This window comes from Mycobacterium malmoense, assembly GCF_019645855.1.
In the GTDB taxonomy this organism is placed as follows: domain Bacteria; phylum Actinomycetota; class Actinomycetes; order Mycobacteriales; family Mycobacteriaceae; genus Mycobacterium; species Mycobacterium malmoense.
Map to the genome: position 1 here is coordinate 618,548 of NZ_CP080999.1, position 21,003 is coordinate 639,550.

Sequence of the window (21,003 nt, forward strand, 5' to 3'; positions counted from 1 at the left end):
CTCGGTTCCGGCCCAACAGCAGATACCCTGTGTGGGATGGTTCCCCTCTGGTTCACGCTGTCCGCACTGTGCTTTGTCGGTGCGGCGGTGCTGCTGTACGTCGACATCGATCGACGCCGCGGGCGCAGCAGGCGCCGTAAGTCGTGGGCACGGTCGCACGGATTCGACTACGAGCGTGAATCGACCGAGATCCTGAAGCGCTGGAAGCGCGGCGTGATGTCGACGGTGGGTGACGTCCCCGCCCGCGACGTCGTGCTGGGCCAGATCCGCGGCGAGGCGGTGTACATCTTCGACCTCGAAGAGGTCGCTACGGTGATCGCGCTGCACCGCAAGGTGGGCACCAACGTCGTCGTCGACCTGCGGCTCAAGGGACTCAAAGAGCCGCGGGAGAACGACATTTGGCTGCTGGGGGCGATCGGGCCGCGGATGGTGTATTCCACCAACCTGGATGCCGCCCGGCGCGCCTGCGACCGCCGCATGGTCACCTTCGCGCACACCGCACCCGACTGCGCCGAGATCATGTGGAACGAGCAGAACTGGACGCTGGTCGCCATGCCGGTCTCCAGCACGCGCGCCCAATGGGACGAGGGCCTGCGCACCATACGCCAGTTCAACGACCTGCTGCGGGTGTTGCCGCCGGTGCCCCAGGAGACTCCTCAGGAGGCGGGAGCGCCCGCGAGACCTCGCAGCGCGTCGCCGAGCCGTCCGCTGGCGCCGGCCGGTCGCGCGGAGTTGCCACCCAGGCGCGCGCAGCAGGATGTGGCCGGGCTGCTCGGCGACCGCCGCGCCCCCGAGCCGATGCGCCGCGACCAGGGCCACGCGGAGGGCCGCACGGAAGCCATTCGCCGCCCGCCGCCGACCGGACGCAATGGCCATCAGGCCACCAACTACCAGCGCTGATAGCGGGCCGGGCGGGCCAATCCCCGGTCAGTACACTGTCGCTCATGTTGCGTCCCGTAGCACGAGCCGGCGGTGGTCGTGGCCGCGACTGAGCGCGACGAGTTGGCCGAGCTGGTGCGGCGGCTATCGGTGGTACACGGCCGGGTCACGCTGTCGTCGGGAAAAGAGGCCGACTACTACGTCGACCTGCGCCGCGCCACCCTGCACCACCGCGCCTCGGCGTTGATCGGCGCGCTGATGCGCGAACTCACCAGCGACTGGGACTACGCGGTCGTCGGCGGCCTGACCCTGGGCGCCGACCCGGTCGCGACCGCCATCATGCACGCGCCCGGGCGTCCCATCGACGCGTTTGTCGTGCGCAAATCGGTGAAAACCCATGGGCTGCAACGCCTTATCGAAGGGTCCGAGGTTGCCGGTCAGCGGGCGTTGGTGGTGGAAGACACCAGCACCACGGGCGCCTCGGCGCTGACGGCGGTGCGCGCCGTCCGGGACGCGGGCGGCGAGGTGGTCGGCGTGGCCACCGTGGTGGACCGCGCCACCGGCGCCGCCGAGGTGATCCAAGCCGAGGGGCTGCCCTACCGCAGCGTGCTGGGCCTTGCCGACCTTGGGCTGGACTAGGCCGCGGGATCACTTGTGCGCACTTTCATTGCGATGGCCGCATGCCTGGCCTTCTGTCTGGTGGGCTGCTCGGGCGCCGGCCATCCCGCCCGTGTCTATGGCGCGCAGGGCGCGCGGCTCGGTGAATCGTTGGCGCTGCTGGGCTGGAACATGTCGGTGTCGAATCTGCGCTGGGACGGCGACTATGTGCTGATCGACGTGGACGCGTCGCCGAAGGATCCGCACGCGCCGCACGCCAAACCCGAGGACATTCGCTTCGGGCTCTATGGCGCGCTGGCGCACCCGATGGAGTCCACCGGGCTGGGCAGTTGCGACGACGCGACGGCCGATGTCGCCTCGCGGCTGTCGGCGCCTCCCGACCGGCTCACCGGCACGGTTTGCCTTGGGCCGCTGAAGGATCGAAGCCAGGTCCGTGGCGTGTACAGCTATTCACCGCGCGACCGGATCCCGAACACCTCGGCGGCCTACCCGGCGGCGTTTCCGGTGGGGTTGCTGCCGACCAACGGCAGCGACACCGGCCTGGTGGTCAAGACCGTCAGCCTGTCGGCCTGGCGCGCCGACGGCAGCCCGGTGACCAATGCGCAGCTCGGCGACCCGGCCGCCTTCAACGGCAACGGCTACATGCTGCTGGGGTTGGAGGCCGACGCGGTCGCGGCCCGCTATCGCGACGACTCCGCCAAGCGCGGCGGCCCGATGATGCTGCTCGCATCGCCGAGCTTGCCCGGCCGCGGGTTGAACCCGGCCTGCGCGGCGTACGGGTCGTCGGTGCTGATCCTGCCCGACGCGTCGTTGGACTCGGTGCACGTCAACGCGTCGTTGTGCACCCAGGGCGAAATCAACGACGCGTTGCTGTATGCGACCGTGGCGGTAGACGGCACGCACGCCGGCGTGTGGACCGGCAAGTGAGCGAACCCGGCCCCACTGAGTGGGGGACACCGGCGGCCGGCGGTGTCGGGCCCTGGGCGGGCGACCTCCCCGATGACCCACGGTATGATCCAATCCTGTTGCGCGACGGCGACACTCGCAATGTCGTCGACGCCTACCGGTATTGGACCCGGGAGGCGATCATCGCCGACATCGATACGCGCCGTCAGCCGCTCCATGTGGCGATCGAGAACTTCGGCCACGACGCCAACATCGGCTCGGTGGTGCGCACCGCCAACGCCTTTGCGGTGGACACCGTGCACATCGTGGGGAGGCGGCGGTGGAATCGCCGCGGCGCCATGGTGACCGACCGTTATCAGCGGCTATGCCATCACGACAGCACCGCCGAACTGCTGGACTTCGCGGCCGGTGCCGGTTTGACCGTGATCGCGGTGGATAACGTCCCGGGCGCGGCGCGGCTGGAGGACACCGAGCTGCCGCGAGAATGTCTGCTGGTGTTCGGCCAGGAGGGTCCCGGCATCACCGACGACGCCCGGGCGGGCGCGGCTTTGACGGTGGCGATCGCCCAGTTCGGCTCGACGCGCAGCATCAACGCCGGCGTTGCCGCCGGGATCGCGATGCATGCCTGGATCCGCCAGCACGCGGACCTGTCTCGCGCCTGGTGACGTCTTCGAGTGTGCGCCCTTGGCTTCGAGTGTGAAGTGGCGGCGGGACTTCGCCGCGGATTCCCGCCCTGAGCGCGCACTCAACGCCCAGAGCACACACTCAACGGAATACGGCATGAGGCAGGATCGACGGGTATGGATCAGCTATGGGCCAACCGGGCGGCCAGCTCCGAAGCCGCTGTCGCGCAACGACACCTGAAACGGCTGTGGGCGCTGCCCGGAACCCAGCTGGGAGTGGTGGCCTGGCCGTCGACCCGTAAGGACCGGCTGTTCGGCACCTGGCACTACTGGTGGCAGGCCCACCTGCTGGATTGCCTGGTCGACGCGCAGCTGCGCGACCCGCGGCCGGACCGGCGCGCCAAGATCAACCGGCAGGTCCGGTCGCACCGGCTGCGCAACAACTTCTCCTGGACCAACAACTACTACGACGACATGGCGTGGCTGGCGCTGGCGCTGGAACGCGCCGCCCGGGTGGCCGGCGTCGAGCGCCGGCGCGCGCTGCCCAAGCTCGCCGACCAGCTCGTCAAGGCGTGGGTGCCCGAGGACGGCGGCGGCATCCCGTGGCGCAAGCAGGACCAGTTCTTCAACGTCCCGGCCAACGGCCCGGCGGGCATCTTCCTCGCCCGCTACGGCGACCGGCTCAAGCGGGCCGAGCAGATGGCCGATTGGATCGACCGCACGCTGATCGACCCCGAGACGCACCTGGTGTTCGACGGCATCAAGGCCGGCTCGTTGGTCCGCGCGCAGTACACCTACTGCCAGGGCGTGGTGCTCGGGTTGGAAACCGAGCTGGCCGCACGGACCGGGAACGATCGGCACGCGACACGGGTGCATCGCCTGGTCGCCGCGGTCGGCGAGCAGATGGCGCCGTCCGGGGTGCTGCAGGGCGCCGGCGGCGGGGACGGCGGCCTGTTCGCCGGGATCACCGCCCGGTACCTCGCGCTGGTCGCCATCACGCTGCCGGGCGACTCGGCAAACGACGCCGCGGCCCGCGACACCGCCCGCGCCATCGTGCTGTCGTCGGCGAAATCGGCGTGGGACTACCGGCAAACGGTGAACGGGCTGCCGCTGTTCGGCGCGTTTTGGGACCGCGACGCGGAGCTGCCCACCGCGCAAGGTGAAAAGGCGCAGTTCGTCGAGGGCGCGGTCAACGCGTCCGAAACCGCCGAGCGAGACCTGTCGGTGCAGCTGTCCGGCTGGATGCTGATGGAGGCCGCCTGTAACGTCACCGCCGTGACGGCAGGCAGCGAGACATGACCGAGCCCGGCGGCTGGATCCCCGACGAGGCGACGCTGGCCGAAGCCAATCTCACCCGCTTCATGGCCTGGCTCGACGAGACCGGCCGCGGCCGGTTCGCCAATTACCAAGCGCTGTGGGCGAAGTCGGTCGACGACATCGACTGGTTCTGGGACGCCGTCTGGAATTACTTCGACATCCGGGCGGACAGCCCACCCCGCGCGGTGCTGGGCAACCGTTCCATGCCCGGTGCCGAGTGGTTCCCGGGCGCCAGGGTCAACTACGCCGCCGAAATATTTCGGCACGCCACCGACGAGCGCCCCGCCCTGATCGTCGTCGGCGAAGACGGCTCCACCGAGTGGTCGTGGGCGCGGCTGGAGCGCGAGACCGCGGCGTTCGCGGCCTATCTCCGTGGCGTCGGGGTAAAACCGGGGGATCGCGTGGTCGGCTACCTGCCCAACGTCGCCGAGGCCGTCGTCGCCGCCCTCGCCGCCGCCTGCGTGGGCGCGGTGTGGGCGGTGTGCAACCAGGACCTGGCCGTCGACGGCGTGCTGGCCCGGCTGGGCCAGGTGGAGCCGACCGTGCTGGTGGCCAGCGACGGCTCGGTGTACGACGGCAAGCGCATCGATCGCCGCGAACAGCTGGCCGAGATCCGGCGTGCCATGCCCACGCTGCGGGCCACCGTCGTGGTGCCGCGGCTCGGCCTCGGTCTCGACGGCGACGCCGCGCCGTGGGCCAAAGCGGTCCAGGCGGACGCCGCCCTCGACATCGCGCCCGTCCCGTTCGCGCACCCGCTGTGGGTGATGTTCTCGTCGGGAACCACGGGGAAGCCCAAGGGCATCGTGCACGGTCACGGCGGTGTGTTGCTGGAGCACCTGAAGTACCTGAGCCTGCAGCTGGACCTGCGCCCCGGTGACCGCTTCCTGTGGTACTCGTCCACCAGCTGGATGATGTGGAACCTGCTGCTGTCGGGCCTGCTGGTCGAGTCCACCATCGTGCTTTATGACGGCAGCCCAACGCATTTGGGCACCGATGGCCTCTGGCGGGTCGCCGCCGAGGCCGGCGTCACGGTGTTCGGCGCCGGCGCCGGCTACCTATTGGCCTGTGCCAAAAAGGAATTGAAGCCGGGCGCGTCGTACCCCTTGGACACGCTGCGCGTGGTGGGCTCCACCGGTTCGCCGTTACCGGCGTCGGGGTTCCGCTGGGTGCAAGAGGGGCTCGGCCGGCCGGTTCCGGTGATCTCGATGAGCGGCGGCACCGACGTGTGCACGGCCTTCATCGGGGGTTGCCCGATCCTGCCGGTGGTGCCCGGTGAACTGTCGTGCATCTGCCTGGGTGCGGCCGTCGAAGCCTGGTCCGGCCCCCGAAACCCCGTCATCGGGGAAGAGGGCGAACTGGTGCTGACCAAGCCCATGCCCTCGATGCCGGTGTCCTTCTGGAATGACGCCGACGGCAGCCGCTACCGCGCCGCCTACTTCGACAAGTACCCGGGCGTGTGGTGGCACGGCGACTGGATCACCATTACCGACCGGGGATCCGTTGTGGTGCACGGCCGTTCGGATGCCACCCTGAACCGGCTGGGGGTCCGGATGGGCAGCGCCGAGATCTACACCGCCGTGGAGCGCATGCCCGAGGTGCGCGACTGCCTGGTGATCGGCGTCGAGCAGGACGACGGCGGCTACTGGATGCCGTTGTTCGTGGACTTGGCGGACGGTGTCGAACTCGACGACGAGCTGCGGTCGCGGATCGTCGCGGAGATCCGTCACCACGCCTCGCCGCGGCATGTGCCCGACGACATCCTGCAGGTTCCGGGCATGCCGCGGACGCTGACCGGCAAACGGCTGGAAATCCCGATCAAGCGAATCCTGCTTGGGGCGGACCCCGGCGAGGCCGTGCAGCAAAGTTCGGTCGACAGGCCGGAGCTGCTAGACGCTTTCGTTGCGTACCGCAGAAGCCGGGTGCCCTGAATCGGGCTCTTGGTCGGGCTCTCGGTCGCCCGCCCGAGCCGCGCGGCGGCGCCCCTGGTACCCGCGCCAGGACGCGACCATCGCCGGCACCAGCGAGATGACCAGGATGGCCAGGATGATCTTCTCCAGGTTCTGGTGGACGAACGGCACGGTGCCCAGGAAGTAGCCCGCCAGCGTCGCGCCGCCGCCCCAGGCGATGCCGCCGACGATGTCGAACCCGAGGAACACCGGATAGCGCATGTACGACACCCCGGCGATCACCGGGACGAACGTCCGCACGAACGGCGCGAACCGGGCCAGGATGACGGCCCAGGGCCCGTATTTCTCGAAGAACGCGTGTGACTCGGTCACGTAGTGCTTCTTGAAAAACCGGGAATCTTCCTTCTTGAACAGCGCCGGCCCGATCCGCCGCCCGATGAAGTATCCGGTCTGATCGCCCAGCACCGCGACCGCCGCGACAGCGGGGGCCAGCACCCAGATGCTGGCGGGCGGGTTTGGGTGCGCGGCCAGCAGCCCGCCGGTGAACAACAGCGATTCGCCGGGCAGCAGCGGAAACAGCAGCCCGGTCTCGATGAAGACGATGACGAGGATCCCGGGCAGCACGGCGGACCCGAAGACGCCGTTGGCGCCCAACCAATACATCGGGTCGAGGATGTCCGGCAAGGCCGTCACGGCGGTGCTCACGATGTCTCAACATACCGGTGTTGCGATACTTGGTGGACCCAGTCATCAGGAGGAGCCCATGCCCATCGCAACGCCCGAGGTCTACGCCGAGATGCTGCGACGCGCCAAAAAGGGCTCCTACGCCTTCCCGGCCATCAACTGCACCTCCTCGGAGACCGTCAACGCCGCGATCAAGGGCTTCGCCGACGCCGGCAGCGACGGCATCATCCAGTTCTCCACCGGCGGTGCGGAGTTCGCGTCCGGCCTCGGGATCAAGGACATGGTGACCGGCGCCGTGGCGCTGGCCGAGTTCGCCCGCGTGATCGCGGCCAAGTACCCGATCAACGTCGCGCTGCACACCGACCACTGCCCCAAGGACAAGCTGGACAGCTACGTGCGGCCGCTGCTGGCGATCTCGGCGCGGCGGGTGAGCGCGGGCGGCGATCCTTTATTCCAGTCGCACATGTGGGACGGCTCCGCGGTGCCGATCGAGGAAAACCTCGCCATCGCCCGGGAGCTGCTCAAGGAGGCCGCGGCCGCCAAGATCATCCTCGAGGTCGAGATCGGCGTGGTCGGCGGCGAGGAGGACGGCGTCGCCAACGAGATCAACGACAAGCTCTACTCCACTCCCGAGGACTTCGAGAGGACCATCGACGCGCTGGGCGCCGGCGAGCACGGCAAGTACCTGCTGGCGGCGACGTTCGGCAACGTGCACGGCGTCTACAAGCCCGGCAACGTCAAGCTGCGCCCCGACATCCTCGCCCAGGGGCAGAAGGTGGCCTCAACCAAGCTTGGGCTACCCGACGGGTCCAAGCCGTTCGACTTCGTGTTCCACGGCGGTTCGGGTTCGCTGAAGTCGGAGATCGAGGAGGCGCTGCGCTACGGCGTGGTGAAGATGAACGTCGACACCGACACCCAGTACGCGTTCACCCGCCCGATCGCCAACCACATGTTCACCAATTACGACGGCGTGCTCAAGGTCGACGGTGAAGTGGGCAACAAAAAGGTCTACGACCCGCGCAGCTACCTCAAGAAGGCCGAAGCCGGCATGACCGAGCGCGTGGTCGAGGCCTGCAACGACCTGCACTGCGCCGGGAAGAGCCTTGGCCGCTGATCCTCGTTCGGCGAGCAGACGCAGACTCGCATAATTCCGCGCCGCCGCGTGCGATTTTGCGTCTTAGTGTCAGGGTGGGTGTGCCGTGTTGGGGCGTGTCTTCGTGACAGGTGCCGCGCGTGGTGGTTGGTTCCGGATCACTGGTGTCTGGCTCGATTTTGTGTTGCCGCCTGCGGGTTGGCGTTGAGCAGTAGTGCCGGCACCGGTGAGATGGACCGGCCGGCGTGACTTGATAGGAGCCTGGCATTCGCCCCGACTGAGATGTGTCCGCCGACCGGCCCAACCTCAACACCCCCATCCAGGAAGTGAAGGAGGCAACCTTCATGGTTGTTGTTGGAGCTGATGTGCACAAGCGCAAACACACCTTTGTCGCCGTTGATGAGGTCGGCCGCAAGCTTGGTGAGAAGACGGTCAAGGCCACCACAGCCGGTCACACCCTGGCTGTCCTATGGGCCCGTGAGCAGTTCGGTACCGCACTGATCTGGGGTATCGAGGACTGCCGGAATATGTCCGCGCGCCTAGAGCGCGACCTGTTGAGCGCCGGGCAGCAGGTGGTGCGGGTGCCGACGAAGTTGATGCACGCGGTGCGTAAGTCGGCGCGGACCCGGGGTAAGTCCGATCCGATCGATGCCCAGGCGGTGGCGCGGGCGGTGCTGCGCGAACCCGACCTGCCCGTCGCTTCCCATGATGAAATCTCGCGGGAGTTGAAGTTGCTCACCGATCGCCGTGATGTCCTTGTCGCCCACCGCACGTCGACGATCAGTCGGCTGCGCTGGCATGTCCACGAGCTCGACCCCGAGCGCGAGCCAGCACCGCGTGCGCTTAGAGCGATCAAACACCAGCAAGCCCTAGCGGCCTGGCTGGACACCCAGCCAGGCGTGGTGGCCGAAATGGCGCGCGCCGAGCTCGCCGACATCATCCGACTCACCACCGAGATCGACACCCTAGAAAAGCGCCTCGGTGAGCGGGTCCGCGACGTGGCTCCCACACTGCTCGACATTCCCGGCTGCGCAGAGCTGACCGCGGCCAAAATCGTCGGCGAAGCCGCCGCAGTGGACAGGTTCAAAAGCGAGGCCGCCTTCGCCTGCCACGCCGGAATAGCCCCCATCCCGGTATGGTCAGGCAACACCGAAGGTCAAGTGCGATTAAGCCGCTCGGGTAACCGCCAAATCAACACCGCCATCCATCGCATCGCCCTCACCCAGATCCGCATCACCAGTAGCGAAACCCACGCCTACTACCAACGGCTTATCGCCAACGGAAAAACCAAAGCCGCAGCACGACGCTGCATCAAACGCCGCATATCCCGCAACGTCTACCGCCGACTCCTCAAGGACTACCAAGCCCGCACCCAACCCAGCGCAGCTTGACATAGGAGCTACTGCTCGCCGAACGATGGACGCGGACCGTCAGCCGCTGGGGGACTGGCAGATCTTCCATTGGTCGTCGCGGTATTGCAGGTCGAGGCTGCGCGTCGAACGGACCTGCGGGTCGTACGCCATGAACGTGGTGACGTTTGCCTCGGCGTGCTGGCCGTTGACGACGACCTGGTCGATGCTGGCGATCACCGGATACTGCTTGGCCGCCGACACTCGCTGGTACGTTTCCTGCCACGAGCGCTCGTCGTAATCCACGTAGCCGTCGCGGGTGGTGCCGCACGTGATGCCGCGCAGCGCGGTCAGGTCCCCCCTCTGCACCGCGACGTCGAATTCCTGGATGGTGTGCCGAACCCGGTCTTCCTCAGACACTTTCGAGTGTTTGCCGCGGGTCAGCAGCACGGTGCCCAGGATCGCGATCGCCGCCAGCGCCAAAACGATCACGACAATCGCCAGCACCCAGCCCCAATTGAATTGACTTGGCGCCCTTAGTCTCCTGACGCCCCGAGGCGGGATCGATTGTGGCACAGCAGCTTTCGGGGGCATCCCGGGCTGCCCTGGTGGGCCGGACACCCCGGGGGTTGCGAAGACCTCGGTGGCGGGCTCCGCGGAGGTTGCGATGACCATCGTTTCCTTCGCATCGAAACCCGGTGCCGTGAAACGGCGTTCGCGCTGCTGCCCCTGCGGATTCGCCTCGGGATCGTCGCCCGGATCGGGCTTGTTGATCACGACGGTCTCGGTCTCGGAGTCGTTGGGCACCAGAGGCTGGCTCTCGGTTTCGTCTTCGCCGGGCTCCGGGGCCCGCTCGCGGCCCGGTTCGCGCGGATCGAACCCAGGCCGCCTCGGCGCGCCGCCGCGATCGGGCTCGGGTGCATTAGGCATAAGCCGAGCTTAGCGACCCGGAGAAGAACGGCAGAATAGAAACCATGACGTCGATGGGAGACCTGCTGGGACCCGATCCGATCCTGCTGCCGGGCGACAGCGATGCCGAGGCGGAACTCCTCGCCGACGAAAACCCGAGCATCGTCGCGGCCGCGCACCCGTCGGCGTCGGTGGCGTGGGCGGCGCTGGCCGAGGAGGCGCTCGATGACGACCGGGCCATCACCGCCTACGCCTATGCCCGCACCGGCTATCACCGTGGCCTGGACCAGCTGCGGCGCAACGGCTGGAAGGGGTTCGGGCCGGTGCCGTATTCGCACGAGCCGAACCGGGGCTTCTTGCGGTGTGTGGCGGCGCTGGCGCGGGCCGCCGACGCCATCGGCGAGACCGAGGAGTACCTACGCTGCCTGGATCTGCTCGACGATTGCGACCCCGCGGCCCGCGAAGCGCTGGGGCTTTAGAAGCTATCCGAACAATCGGTGTCGCCCGGGCACTCGATCTGGACGGTGGCGTGGTCCAGCCCGCGCGCCGACAGCACCGCGCGGGCGTCGTGCAGCACCCGGGCGGAGTCGCCGGCGCTGGTCAGGTGCGCGGTGACCATGTCCTTGCCGGGCGACAGCGTCCACACGTGCAGGTCGTGCACTTCGGCCACGCCGTCGACGGCGCCCAGCGCGCTGCGCAGCTCCTCCACGTCGATGTGGGTCGGCGACGACTCGGAAAGGATCCGCAGCGCGTCACGGGCCAGCGAAACGGCCCGCGGCAGCACCCACAGCGCGACCAGCACGGCGACCACCACGTCGGCGTACGGCCAGTGCGTCGTGACGGTGACCACGCCGGCGATCAGCACGCCCAGGCTGCCGACGGTGTCGGCGATCACCTCCATGTAGGCGCCCTTGACGGCCAGGCTCTGTGACGAGTGTGAGCGCAGCAGCAGCGCCACCACGAAGTTGGCGGCCAGGCCGGCCAGCGCCACCACGATCATCGGCACGCCGGGGACCGACGGGGCCTCCTTGAGCCGTTGGACGGCCTCGTAGAGGATGAACAGCGCGACCCCGATCAGCAGCCCGGCGTTGGCCACCGCGGTGAACACCTCCGCGCGATGCCAGCCGTAGGTGCGCGCCGGCGACGAGCTGCCGCGCCGGGCCAGCATCACGGCGGCCAGCCCCATGAACACCGCAACCACGTCGGTCAGCATGTGCCCGGCATCGGCCAGCAGCGCGATCGAGTTGATCACCAGCGAGGTGGTCAACTCCACGACGAAGAACGCCACCAGGATCGCCGCGGCCATGATCATGCGGGGGATCATCCGGGACGCGCCGGTCTCGGCCGGGGTGTGATTGTGGCCCGCGCCCATGCCGTGAAATATATGCGCAATAACGCATATATGGCAAGGGCTAGAACCCTAGAACCACTGGCTCCAGAAGCGGGTCAGCGAGTCGCCGGCGGACACCAGCAAGTGCGGCACACCGGACAGATCGAATACCCAGAGCACAATCCCGAAGAACCACTGGTTCAGCCCCGGCGCCAAGAGCAGGAACAACAGGACGACAAAGCCCCACTGCTTGGCCGGCGCCACCGCGCGCTGCGTTTCGGGGCTCAAATGCGGTTCCAACGCGTCGTATCCGTCCAGGCCCGGGATGGGCAGCAGGTTCAGCAGCAACGCGGTGATCTGCAAGAATGCCAGAAACGACACCCCCGCCCACAGCACCGCGTGGTCCGGGTCGAAGAACAACCGGGTCAGCGTCAGCAGCAGCACCGCCAGCACGAGGTTGGCGGCTGGGCCCGCGAGGCTGACCAGGGTGCGGCGGGTCGGCGTCATGAACCAGGTCCGCAGGTACACGGCGGCGCCCGGCAGGCCGATCCCGCCCAGTGCGATGATCACGATCGGCAACAGGAGCGATAGCGCGGGATGGCTGTAGCGCTGCGGATCCAGCGTCAGATACCCGCGCATGGCGGCGTCGTGGTCGCCGAATCGCCAGGCGGTCAACGCGTGCCCGAACTCGTGCAGGCACAGCGACACCAGCCAGCCGGCGATCACGAAGACGAACACCCCGGCGTAAGACAGCGGCCGCACGCTCGCGCCGGCCAGCCAGGCCAGCACGCCGCCGACCGCCGTCAACCCGATCAGGGCCAAAAAGATGGGGCTGGGTCGCACCGATTCGTGTTGCCTGGCGGGAAAGCTCACCGGTCGAAATTACCGGACCAGCAGCCAGCCTTCGACATTGCGGTAAAACGTCGATCGGCGAGTCGCGCGTGACGCCGCAACCCCGTCACGCACCACGATGGTGCCGGTGCTGCCGAGCTGGGCCGCGCGGCCGGCGACCCACCGGCGCTTCACCCGGGCCCGCAGGCCCGGCATGGCCAGCGTCGGCTCGACGAACACCGCGGCGACGTCGCCGTCGAACAGCGTGGTGTCGTCGACGACCGCCTCGCCGTGGATGAGCCGCCGATCGTCGGCGGGCAGCCAGCCAGCCCGGCCCACGATCGCCGACCCGGTCTCGTCGCGGACCAGGGTCACCCGCCGCGCGGACCCGCGCAGGGCGCGCCGCGCCGCGCGGCGCCCGGCCGGCAGGCGGTAGATCCGGGTCGCCCGGGTGCGGCGGGGCGGCGCGTAGGCCACCTCGACGTCGAGCCGGCCGGCGCGCAGCAACCGGGTCAGCACGGCGGCCAGATCGGCGTCACCGCCGACGACCACCAGGCGTCGGTACGGCCCGGTCGCGGCGTCGATATCGGCCGTGTGGACCGGCAGGCCGGTCAGCGGCCATGGCACCCGCCGGTCGCCGAACACCAACACCCCCACGGTTTTCATGGGTTCCTCGCAACCTCCTGGGCTAAGGTGGGTCACCGGCTGGACCACAATACGCAGGCGAGATCAGGTGGGAGCAAGGCATGCCGGCAATCGTCCTCATCGGCGCCCAATGGGGCGACGAGGGCAAAGGTAAGGCCACTGACCTGCTCGGCGGCCGAGTCCAGTGGGTGGTGCGCTATCAGGGCGGCAACAACGCCGGGCACACCGTCGTCTTGCCCAACGGCGAGAACTTCGCGCTGCACCTGATCCCGTCGGGAGTCCTGACGCCCGGCGTCACCAACGTCATCGGCAACGGCGTGGTGGTGGATCCCGGTGTGCTGCTCGACGAGCTGCAAAGCCTCGAGCGCCGCGGTGTGGATACCGCCCGGCTTTTGATCTCCGCCGACGCGCACCTGCTGTTGCCCTACCACGTCGCCATCGACAAGGTCACCGAGCGCTACATGGGCAGCAAGAAGATCGGCACCACCGGCCGCGGCATCGGGCCGTGCTACCAGGACAAGATCGCCCGCATGGGCATCCGGGTGGCCGACGTGTTCGACCCCGAACAGCTGGCCCACAAGATCGAGGCCGCGTTGGAACTCAAAAACCAGATCCTGGTCAAGATCTACAACCGCAAGGCGCTGGAGGCCGGCCAGGTCGTCGAGGCGTTATTGGCGCAGGCGGAGGGGTTCCGGCACCGCATCGCCGACACCCGGCTGCTGCTCAACACCGCGCTGGAGGCCGGCGAGACGGTGTTGCTGGAAGGCTCGCAGGGCACGCTGCTCGACGTCGACCACGGCACCTATCCCTATGTGACGTCATCGAATCCGACGGCGGGCGGCGCGGCCGTCGGGTCCGGGATCGGCCCGACCCGGATCACCACCGTGCTGGGGATCCTCAAGGCCTACACCACCCGCGTGGGCTCCGGGCCGTTCCCCACCGAATTGTTCGACGCCAGCGGCGAATACCTGTCCAAGACCGGCGGCGAATTCGGCGTCACCACCGGACGGCGCCGGCGCTGCGGCTGGTTCGACGCCGTCGTCGCCCGCTACGCCACCCGGGTCAACGGCATCACCGACTACTTCCTGACCAAGCTCGACGTGCTGTCCAGCCTGGAAACGGTGCCGGTGTGCGTCGGCTACCGGATCGACGGGGCACGCACCCACGACATGCCGATGACCCAAAGCGATCTCGCCCGCGCCGAACCGATCTACGAGGAGCTGCCCGGCTGGTGGGAGGACATCTCGGCCGCGCGGGATTTCGACGACCTGCCCGCCAAGGCGCGTGACTACGTGCTGCGGCTGGAAGAGCTTGCCGGAGCACAGGTTTCGTGCATCGGTGTCGGTCCCGGCCGCGATCAGACCATCGTGCGCCGCGACATCCTGGCGGCCCGCCCGTGACGGATTTCGATCCAAAACAACTCGACCCAGAGTACGAACATCACGGCGGCTTTCCAGAATACGGCCCGGCCAGCCCAGGCCCCGGATTCGGCCGGTTCGTCGCGGCCATGCGCCGGCTGCAGGACCTCGCGGTGTCCGCCGACCCGAGCCCAGATCTCCAGGACGTCTGGGACGACGCGGCCGACCGCGCCACGGCCCTGGTGGAGCTGCTGGGCCCATTCGAGGCCGAGGAGGGCAAGGCGCCGGCCGGGCGGACCCCCGACCTGCCCGGCATGGGCAGCCTGCTGCTGCCGCCCTGGACGTTGACGCGGTACGGCCCCGACGGCGTCGAAATGACGGGCTATTTCAGCCGGTTTCACGTCGGGGGCAATCACGCCGTGCACGGCGGGGTGCTGCCCCTGCTGTTTGACCACATGTTCGGGATGATCTCGCACGCCGCGGGACGGCCGATCAGCCGGACGGCCTTCCTACATGTCGACTACCGCAACGTGACCCCGATCGACGCGCCGCTGGTGGTGCGCGGGCGCGTCACCAGCACCGAGGGCCGCAAGGCCTTTGTCTCCGCGGAATTGGTCGACGCGGGCGACACTGTGTTAGCCGAAGCCAACGGCCTCATGGTGCGGCTGCTTCCCGGCCAGCCTTAGGGCGCTGGCGGCGGACCTATCCTTGAGCGGTGGCTGACGGCTTGAGCGAGGGACCGGACGACAAGACGACGGCGCTTGCCGTGCCCCCGCAAGGCGCCCAGGCCGACGACGGGCCCCGGGTGATGCTGCTGGGTTCCGGTGAGCTCAGCCGGGAGCTGGCGGCCGCCCTGCGCCACCTCGGCGCGCAGGTGATCGCCGCGGGAGATGACCGCGAGCACCCGCACGGGGTGGCCGATCAGTCGCTGACCATACCGATGACTGACGCCGACGAGCTATCGGAGCTCATTCGACGGCTGCGACCGGACTTCGTGGTGACCGCCGCGGACGCGGTCGCTGTTGACGCCCTCGAAGCGCTGGCCGCCGGCCCCGACAACCAGCGCACCCAACTGGTGCCCAGTGCCCGCACCGTCCGGCTCACCGGCGACCGGGAGGGCCTGCGCCGGCTGGCCGCCGATGAGCTGGGCCTGCCCACCGCGCCCTTCTGGTTCGCCGGATCGGTCGGCGAGCTCGAGGCCGTGGCCGCGCACGCCGGGTTTCCGTTGCTGGTGAGGCCGGTGACCGGGCGGGGACACTCGGTGGTCGCCGGGCCCGACGACATCGGGCCGGCCTGGCAGCGCGCCGGTCACCAGCGGGTGATGGCCGAAACCGTGGTCGAGATCGAGTTCGACGTCACCCTGCTCGTGGTGCGCAGCGAGGGCCCGAACGGTCCGCTGATCGAATTCTGCTCACCCATCGGTCATCGCGGCGTCGACGGTGTTGTGCTGGAATCCTGGCAACCCCAGCAGATGAGCACCGCCGCGCTGGATGCCGCCAGGTCGATCGCCGCGCGGATCGTCAAGGCGCTCGGTGGACGCGGCGTCTTCGGTGTCGAATTGATGATCAACGGCGACGAGGTGTACTTCGCCGACGTCACCGCGCGCCTGCCCGAGAGTGCCTGGGTGACCGTGCGCAGCCAGCGACTTTCGGCGTTCGAACTGCAGGCGCGGGCCATTCTGGGCCTGCCGGTGGACACCCTGATGATGTCGCCGGGTGCGGCCCATGTGATAAGCCCCGGTCACGACGGTGGATCGGTCGCCGGCGCGCTGAGCGTTCTCGAAAGCGATCTCCGCGTCTTCGGGCGGGGACTCCGGTCCCCGAAGCCGGGCTTGGCGCTGGCCACGGCGCCAGACGTGGCGACCGCACGCGACCGTGCCCGACAGGTGGCGACCGCCCTGAATGTGAGCTGATGCCTGTGCCGCAAGCCCCTCGCCGCGCTGCAGGGTCTCCACCTTGACCCACACTGCGGGTCACCCGCGCCAAGCACGGGCCGGCGGGAGGTGGTCTCGGCGAAATTGCAGGAGAAGCGCTTCAGACCACCTCCAGGCCGATGTCGCTGACTTCTGCGACAATCGCCGCATGGCCGCCACCGTTTCCGTCCTGGACCGCGAGATGTACTCCGAGGCAGAGGCCGCGCGTCTGCTGCGAGTTCATCAGCAGACGCTGAATTACTGGCTCGAAGGCAAGACATGGCGTGGCCGCACGTATTTGCCGGTGATTCGGCCTAAGCCTGAGGGTCGGCGAACTGTGACCTGGGCAGAGTTTGTCGAGGCGGGTCTACTGAGCCAGTACCGCCAACGCAAGGTCGATCTCGATGAGGTCCGCCGGTTTATCGCCGTACTGCGTGATAAAACCGGCGAACCGTATCCGCTCGCTCATGAACGTCCTTGGACGCTGAATGGTCGTCTTCTGATAGAAGCGCAGAAGGCAAGCGATCTGCCGCCCGAATATTGGTTGTATGCCCCTACTGACGGCCAATTGATACTTCCCTTGTATGCCGCACAGGAGTTTCTTGATCGGGTGAAATTTGTTCACGACGAGGCTGTCCTTTGGCGCCCGGCCGGTCCTGAGTCGCCCGTGGTCATCGATCCCGACACGCGGTTCGGCCGACCTTCGGTCGGTGGCATCAGTACGTCGGTACTCAAGGAGTACGCGGACGACGGTTATGGCTACGACGAGATCGCCGAGGAATTCGGTCTCAAAGTGCGTGACGTGGAAATGGCTGTCGCATACGAACTGCAAAGCAAGGCCGCTTAAGCGGATCGCGCGCTGTGAAGAATGCTGATGTCCGCTTTTACTTCGATGCGGACATCCTTGGCTTGGCCCATGTGATCTGTGCGCTGAGGCCGGATTGCACCTATCCGGGCGATCCCGGAGCCGTCATCAAGCGTAAGTCGCGGCCGCCGTGCGTCATTCAGTCAGATCCGGGTGACAACCGCTGGATTACAACATCCACCGCCCAGGGATGGATAGGCATCACCCGCGACAGCGACATCCAGACTCACTTTTCGCTCATGCAATCCGTCAAGGACAATTGCGCGAGGCTAGTCACTCGCGCGGGTCCTGATGCAGGGGACAAATGGCGTCAACTCGAAACGTTTATGACGCAGTGGAGACGGATCGAGGCTCTGCTGGACCGAGAGGGGCCGCTCATCCTGTCGATAACACGGACTTCCCACCGCGAGGTTGACATCGAAAAGTGCCTGAGGAACATACGGCAAGGGCGCGAGACGCGATCGGAAGCTCGTCAGCGACGGCGAGACGGCCACCCGGACAGCCCGCGCCTGCTCTGAATCAAACATCAAAGGAAACGGCCGCGGCTGCGATGAATCCCGGCTGATAGCGTCGAAGGGTTGCGCCCAGGCCGGTCGACGCCCGCACTGACATGATGCTTAGGCACGGATAGTGTGGCTCACAATGTTGACAAAGGACGAGGTTGAAGACGTATGAGCACAGAGCGCGCCCACGCCTACGCAGGAGACATCACGTCGCTGGAGGCGTGGAAGCTACTCAGCGACAACCCCGACGCCGTGCTGGTCGACGTGCGCACCGACGCCGAATGGCGGTTCGTCGGCGTGCCCGACCTGTCCAGCCTGGGCCGCGAGGTCGTCTACATCGAGTGGAACACGACCGGCGGGACGTACAACGAGAACTTCGCCAACGAGCTCAGGGAACGGGTCCCATCGGCGGGAGCCGACGCGGAGCGGCCGGTGATCTTCCTGTGTCGCTCGGGCAACCGCTCCATCGGCGCCGCGGAGGTCGCGACCCGGCTCGGCATCACCCCGGCCTACAACGTGCTGGACGGCTTCGAAGGCCATCTCAACGCCGACGGTCATCGCGGTGACACCGGCTGGCGCGCGGTCGGATTGCCCTGGAAGCAGCAATGACCGACGGTTCGGTCCGCACGCCCAAGGCGCTGCCCGACGGCGTCAGCCAGGCCACCATCGGCGTGCGCGGCGGACTCCTGCGGTCGGGGTTCGAAGAGACCGCCGAGGCGATGTACCTGTCGTCCGGCTACGTCTACGAATCGGCGTCCGTTGCGGAGAGGTCGTTCGCCGGCGAGCTGGACCACTTCGTGTACTCGCGCTACGGCAACCCGACCGTGACGATGTTCGAGGAACGGCTGCGCCTGATCGAGGGTGCGCCTGCGGCGTTCGCGACCGCGAGCGGCATGGCCGCGGTGTTCACGTCGCTGGGCGCGCTGCTGGCCGCCGGCGACCGGCTGGTCGCGGCGCGCAGCCTGTTCGGGTCGTGTTTCGTGGTGTGCAACGAGATCCTGCCGCGGTGGGGCGTGGAGACCGTCTTCGTCGACGGCGACGACCTCGCGCAATGGGAGCGGGCGCTCTCGGTGCCGACCCAGGCGGTGTTCTTCGAGACGCCGTCGAATCCGATGCAGTCGCTGGTGGATATCGCCGCGGTGACCGAGCTGGCTCACGCCGCGGGCGCGAAGGTGGTGCTGGACAACGTGTTTGCCACACCGCTGCTGCAGCAGGGCTTTCCGCTCGGGGTTGACGTGGTAGTGTACTCGGCCACTAAGCACATCGACGGTCAGGGCCGGGTGCTGGGCGGCGCCATCCTCGGCGACAAGGAGTACATCGACGGCCCGGTGCAGAAGCTGATGCGGCACACCGGCCCCGCGATGAGCGCATTCAACGCCTGGGTATTGCTGAAAGGCCTTGAGACGCTTGCGGTTCGGGTTGAATACAGCAATTCCTCGGCGCACCGGATCGCGGAATTCCTGGAGGGTCATCCGGCGGTGAGCTGGGTGCGCTACCCGTATCTGGCGTCGCACCCGCAACACGACCTGGCCAAGCGTCAGATGACCGGCGGCGGGACGGTGATCACGTTCGCGCTCAGGGGCCCGGAAAATGCCGCCAAGCAACGGGCCTTCGAGGTGCTGGACAAGCTGCGGCTGATCGACATCTCCAACAATCTCGGCGACGCCAAATCGCTTGTCACTCACCCGGCGACCACGACGCACCGCGCGATGGGTCCGGAGGGTCGCGCCGCGATCGGGCTCGGCGACAACGTGGTTCGCATCTCAGTCGGGCTGGAAGGCGCCGACGACCTGATCGCCGATATCGATCGGGCGTTGAGCTAGCCGGCTTTGCTTTCAGCCGCCTCGGCGCGTTCGGCCGCCGCCAGCGTGCCCTCCTGCGCCTGCTGCTCGACCCAGTTCACCACCGGCCGTGCGTAAATCATCTGGCTGGTAATGGCCATCTGGCCGCGACCACGCCCCAGAAACGAGATTCCCCAGGCGAACAGGGCGGCGATGCGATTCCGGTGGCCGACAAGGTAATACAGGTGCAGCACCAGCCACGCTAACCAGGCGGCGAAGCCACCGAACTCGAGCTTGCCCACTTGTGCCACGGCGCTGAATCGCGACACCGTCGCCATGCTGCCCTTGTCAAAGTACTTGAACGGCTTACGGTTTGCCGGGTCATCCTGCCCCTTGAGCCCCTGCTTGATCGTCTTGGTGGCATAACTCGCACCCTGGATCGCGCCCTGCGCCATCCCGGGCACGCCGGGCACCGACATCAGGTCGCCCACGACGAACACGTTCGGGTGCCCCTTGACGGTGAGGTCCGGCTCCACGATCACCCGTCCGGCGCGGTCCACTTCGGTTCCATCGGACTGCTCGGCAATCATCTTGCCCAGCGAGCTGGCCTGCACGCCGGCCGCCCACACCTTGCACGCGCATTCGATCCGTCGTTCGCCGCCGTCCTTCTCCTTGATGGTGATGCCCTTGTAGTCGACGGCGGTCACCATCGCGTTGAGCTGGACCTCGACGTTCATCTTCTCCAGCCGGTGCTGGGCCTTCAGACCCAGCTTCGCCCCCATGGGCGGCAGCACCGCGGGCGCGGCGTCGAGCAGGATCACCCGGCAGTCGGTGGGCTTGATGGTGCGAAACGCACCGGCGAGCGTGCGCTCGGCGAGTTCGACGATCTGCCCGGCCACCTCGACGCCCGTCGGCCCGGCACCGACCACCACGAAGGTCAGGCGGCGTTGTCGCTCGGCGGGGTCGGTGGCCACCTCGGCGGCTTCGAATGAGCCGAGGATGCGGCCGCGCAGTTCCAGGGCGTCGTCGATGGTCTTCATCCCGGGCGCGTAGGTGGCGAACTCGTCGTTGCCGAAGTAGGACTGCTGCGCGCCGGCGGCCACGATGAGACTGTCGTAGGGCGTCACCGTCTCCATGCCCATCAACTTCGAGGTGACCGTCTGCGCCTTCAGGTCGATCGCGTTGACTTCGCCCCACAACACCCGCACGTTCTTTTGCTTGCGCAGGATCAGCCGGGTGGTCGGGGCGACGTCGCCCTCGGACAAGATCCCGGTGGCCACCTGGTACAGCAGCGGCTGGAACAGGTGAGTGGTCGTTTTCGAGATCAGGGTGATGTCGACCTGGCTTCCTTTGGGGGCCCGCCTGAGCGCCTTGGCCGCGGTCAGTCCGCCGAATCCGCTTCCGATGATGACGACGCGATGGCGCGACATGCTTCTCCTTCAGGGTTCTTCTGGTTGCACAGCGCATGTCCACCGTACGGCTGGGCCATCTCG

21 protein-coding genes and 1 pseudogene are annotated in these 21,003 nt (G+C 67.8%); 16 read left to right on the forward strand and 6 right to left on the reverse strand.

Annotated elements, in window-relative coordinates:
* Positions 1–36: 36 nt before the first annotated feature.
* From ttfA to K3U93_RS02820, 6 genes are all read left to right on the forward strand, one after another.
* Positions 37–900, forward strand: coding sequence for a trehalose monomycolate transport factor TtfA (gene ttfA, locus K3U93_RS02795; RefSeq protein ID WP_071508687.1), 864 nt, complete (start codon positions 37–39; stop codon positions 898–900).
* A 78-nt stretch (positions 901–978) separates the two neighbouring features.
* Positions 979–1,518, forward strand: coding sequence for an orotate phosphoribosyltransferase (gene pyrE / locus K3U93_RS02800; RefSeq protein WP_071508745.1), 540 nt, complete (start codon positions 979–981; stop codon positions 1,516–1,518).
* Positions 1,519–1,551: 33 nt separating this feature from the next.
* Positions 1,552–2,424 carry a hypothetical protein gene (locus K3U93_RS02805; RefSeq protein WP_139797179.1) on the forward strand — a complete coding sequence of 291 codons (873 nt, stop codon included), beginning with the start codon at positions 1,552–1,554 and terminating at the stop codon, positions 2,422–2,424.
* On the forward strand, positions 2,421–3,068 hold the full coding sequence (locus K3U93_RS02810; protein ID WP_083012160.1) for a TrmH family RNA methyltransferase: 648 nt from the start codon (positions 2,421–2,423) through the stop codon (positions 3,066–3,068). Before K3U93_RS02805 ends, K3U93_RS02810 begins: the two co-directional genes overlap by 4 nt.
* A gap of 135 nt (positions 3,069–3,203) precedes the next feature.
* The gene (locus tag K3U93_RS02815) at positions 3,204–4,325 is read left to right on the forward strand and encodes a glycoside hydrolase family 76 protein (protein WP_083012162.1); all 1,122 of its coding nucleotides are present in this window, start codon (positions 3,204–3,206) and stop codon (positions 4,323–4,325) included.
* The gene (locus K3U93_RS02820; protein WP_083012164.1) at positions 4,322–6,271 is read left to right on the forward strand and encodes an acetoacetate--CoA ligase; all 1,950 of its coding nucleotides are present in this window, start codon (positions 4,322–4,324) and stop codon (positions 6,269–6,271) included. Before K3U93_RS02815 ends, K3U93_RS02820 begins: the two co-directional genes overlap by 4 nt.
* Here the strand turns inward: K3U93_RS02820 and K3U93_RS02825 are convergent.
* Positions 6,230–6,955, reverse strand: coding sequence for a DedA family protein (locus K3U93_RS02825; protein WP_083012167.1), 726 nt, complete (start codon positions 6,953–6,955; stop codon positions 6,230–6,232). The two genes, K3U93_RS02820 and K3U93_RS02825, sit on opposite strands and share 42 nt — an antisense overlap.
* A gap of 58 nt (positions 6,956–7,013) precedes the next feature.
* Between K3U93_RS02825 and fbaA the strand changes: the two genes are divergently transcribed.
* Complete coding sequence (gene fbaA, locus K3U93_RS02830) at positions 7,014–8,048, forward strand: class II fructose-bisphosphate aldolase (protein ID WP_083012186.1); 1,035 nt, start codon at positions 7,014–7,016, stop codon at positions 8,046–8,048.
* 323 nt (positions 8,049–8,371) lie between these two features.
* Positions 8,372–9,415 (forward strand): annotated as a pseudogene (locus K3U93_RS02835) (IS110 family RNA-guided transposase); the annotation flags it as partial.
* Positions 9,416–9,457: 42 nt separating this feature from the next.
* Here the strand turns inward: K3U93_RS02835 and K3U93_RS02840 are convergent.
* The gene (locus K3U93_RS02840) at positions 9,458–10,306 is read right to left on the reverse strand and encodes an Rv0361 family membrane protein (RefSeq protein WP_083011634.1); all 849 of its coding nucleotides are present in this window, start codon (positions 10,304–10,306) and stop codon (positions 9,458–9,460) included.
* Between the two features lie 44 nt (positions 10,307–10,350).
* Here K3U93_RS02840 and K3U93_RS02845 point away from each other — a divergent pair, with 44 nt between their 5' ends.
* The gene (locus K3U93_RS02845) at positions 10,351–10,764 is read left to right on the forward strand and encodes a DUF3151 domain-containing protein (protein ID WP_083011632.1); all 414 of its coding nucleotides are present in this window, start codon (positions 10,351–10,353) and stop codon (positions 10,762–10,764) included.
* Here the strand turns inward: K3U93_RS02845 and K3U93_RS02850 are convergent.
* The 3 genes from K3U93_RS02850 to K3U93_RS02860 are packed head-to-tail and all read right to left on the reverse strand — an operon-like array spanning position 10,761 to position 13,112.
* The gene (locus K3U93_RS02850) at positions 10,761–11,657 is read right to left on the reverse strand and encodes a cation diffusion facilitator family transporter (protein WP_083011629.1); all 897 of its coding nucleotides are present in this window, start codon (positions 11,655–11,657) and stop codon (positions 10,761–10,763) included. The genes K3U93_RS02845 and K3U93_RS02850 overlap by 4 nt on opposite strands.
* A 48-nt stretch (positions 11,658–11,705) precedes the next feature.
* Positions 11,706–12,488: a site-2 protease family protein gene (locus tag K3U93_RS02855; protein ID WP_083011627.1), complete on the reverse strand. Its 783-nt coding sequence runs from the start codon at positions 12,486–12,488 to the stop codon at positions 11,706–11,708.
* Positions 12,489–12,497: 9 nt separating this feature from the next.
* On the reverse strand, positions 12,498–13,112 hold the full coding sequence (locus K3U93_RS02860) for a peptidase M50 (protein ID WP_083011626.1): 615 nt from the start codon (positions 13,110–13,112) through the stop codon (positions 12,498–12,500).
* Between the two features lie 80 nt (positions 13,113–13,192).
* Between K3U93_RS02860 and K3U93_RS02865 the strand changes: the two genes are divergently transcribed.
* From K3U93_RS02865 to K3U93_RS02895, 7 genes are all read left to right on the forward strand, one after another.
* Complete coding sequence (locus tag K3U93_RS02865; RefSeq protein WP_083011625.1) at positions 13,193–14,491, forward strand: adenylosuccinate synthase; 1,299 nt, start codon at positions 13,193–13,195, stop codon at positions 14,489–14,491.
* Positions 14,488–15,135: a PaaI family thioesterase gene (locus K3U93_RS02870; RefSeq protein ID WP_071508698.1), complete on the forward strand. Its 648-nt coding sequence runs from the start codon at positions 14,488–14,490 to the stop codon at positions 15,133–15,135. The genes K3U93_RS02865 and K3U93_RS02870 overlap by 4 nt, the downstream gene beginning before the upstream one ends.
* Before the next feature lie 29 nt (positions 15,136–15,164).
* Positions 15,165–16,361 carry a formate-dependent phosphoribosylglycinamide formyltransferase gene (gene purT, locus K3U93_RS02875; RefSeq protein WP_420915372.1) on the forward strand — a complete coding sequence of 399 codons (1,197 nt, stop codon included), beginning with the start codon at positions 15,165–15,167 and terminating at the stop codon, positions 16,359–16,361.
* A gap of 169 nt (positions 16,362–16,530) precedes the next feature.
* On the forward strand, positions 16,531–17,208 hold the full coding sequence (locus tag K3U93_RS02880) for a DUF433 domain-containing protein (RefSeq protein ID WP_139797135.1): 678 nt from the start codon (positions 16,531–16,533) through the stop codon (positions 17,206–17,208).
* A gap of 14 nt (positions 17,209–17,222) precedes the next feature.
* Positions 17,223–17,744: a hypothetical protein gene (locus tag K3U93_RS02885; RefSeq protein WP_083011623.1), complete on the forward strand. Its 522-nt coding sequence runs from the start codon at positions 17,223–17,225 to the stop codon at positions 17,742–17,744.
* Between the two features lie 153 nt (positions 17,745–17,897).
* Positions 17,898–18,338 (forward strand): rhodanese-like domain-containing protein, encoded by a 441-nt coding sequence (locus K3U93_RS02890; protein WP_083011622.1) that lies wholly within the window; start codon positions 17,898–17,900, stop codon positions 18,336–18,338.
* A complete protein-coding gene (locus K3U93_RS02895) occupies positions 18,335–19,552 on the forward strand; it encodes an O-succinylhomoserine sulfhydrylase (RefSeq protein WP_083011621.1) in 1,218 nt (405 codons plus the stop codon). Before K3U93_RS02890 ends, K3U93_RS02895 begins: the two co-directional genes overlap by 4 nt.
* Here the strand turns inward: K3U93_RS02895 and K3U93_RS02900 are convergent.
* A complete protein-coding gene (locus K3U93_RS02900) occupies positions 19,549–20,940 on the reverse strand; it encodes an NAD(P)/FAD-dependent oxidoreductase (RefSeq protein WP_083011620.1) in 1,392 nt (463 codons plus the stop codon). The genes K3U93_RS02895 and K3U93_RS02900 overlap by 4 nt on opposite strands.
* Positions 20,941–21,003: the final 63 nt, after the last annotated feature.